This window comes from Halobellus sp. Atlit-38R (assembly GCF_003665925.1).
Taxonomy (GTDB): domain Archaea; phylum Halobacteriota; class Halobacteria; order Halobacteriales; family Haloferacaceae; genus Haloquadratum; species Haloquadratum inordinatus.
Genome location: NZ_QXIJ01000417.1, coordinates 1 through 432, shown reverse-complemented (window position 1 = coordinate 432; position 432 = coordinate 1). Strand labels below are relative to the sequence as shown.

Annotated in this window: 1 protein-coding gene; it reads left to right on the top strand. The window is 63.0% G+C overall.

The features are described 5' to 3' along the window. Window positions 1-10 precede the first annotated feature (10 nt). On the top strand, window positions 11-432 hold a 422-nt coding region (locus tag D3D02_RS20145; RefSeq protein ID WP_121571407.1), incomplete at its 3' end, for a 50S ribosomal protein L22.

The window sequence follows — 432 nt, the reverse complement described above, 5'->3', positions numbered from 1 at the left end:
CAAGTAAACCATGGGAATCAACTACAGCGTCGAGGCCGACCCGGACACAACGGCCAAGGGTATGCTCCGGGACCGGCCCATCAGCCTCAAGCACAGCAAGGCTATCTCCCGCGCCATCAAGGGGATGCCCGTCGCCGACGCCGAGGAGTACCTCGAAGCCGTCATCGACGGCGAGCGGTCGGTTCCGTTCAAGCAACACAACTCTGGTGTCGGTCACCGAAGCGACATCGAGGGCTGGGACGCAGGACGATACCCTGAGAAAGCGTCCAAGGCGTTCCTCGAACTCCTCGAGAACGTCCGCAACAACGCGACCGAACAGGGATTCGACGGACCAGCCATGGAGATTAAGCACATCGCCGCCCACAAGGTCGGCGAGCGCCCAGGTCGGAAGCCCCGTGCCTTCGGCCGGGCAGACCCGTGGAACACCCCAAT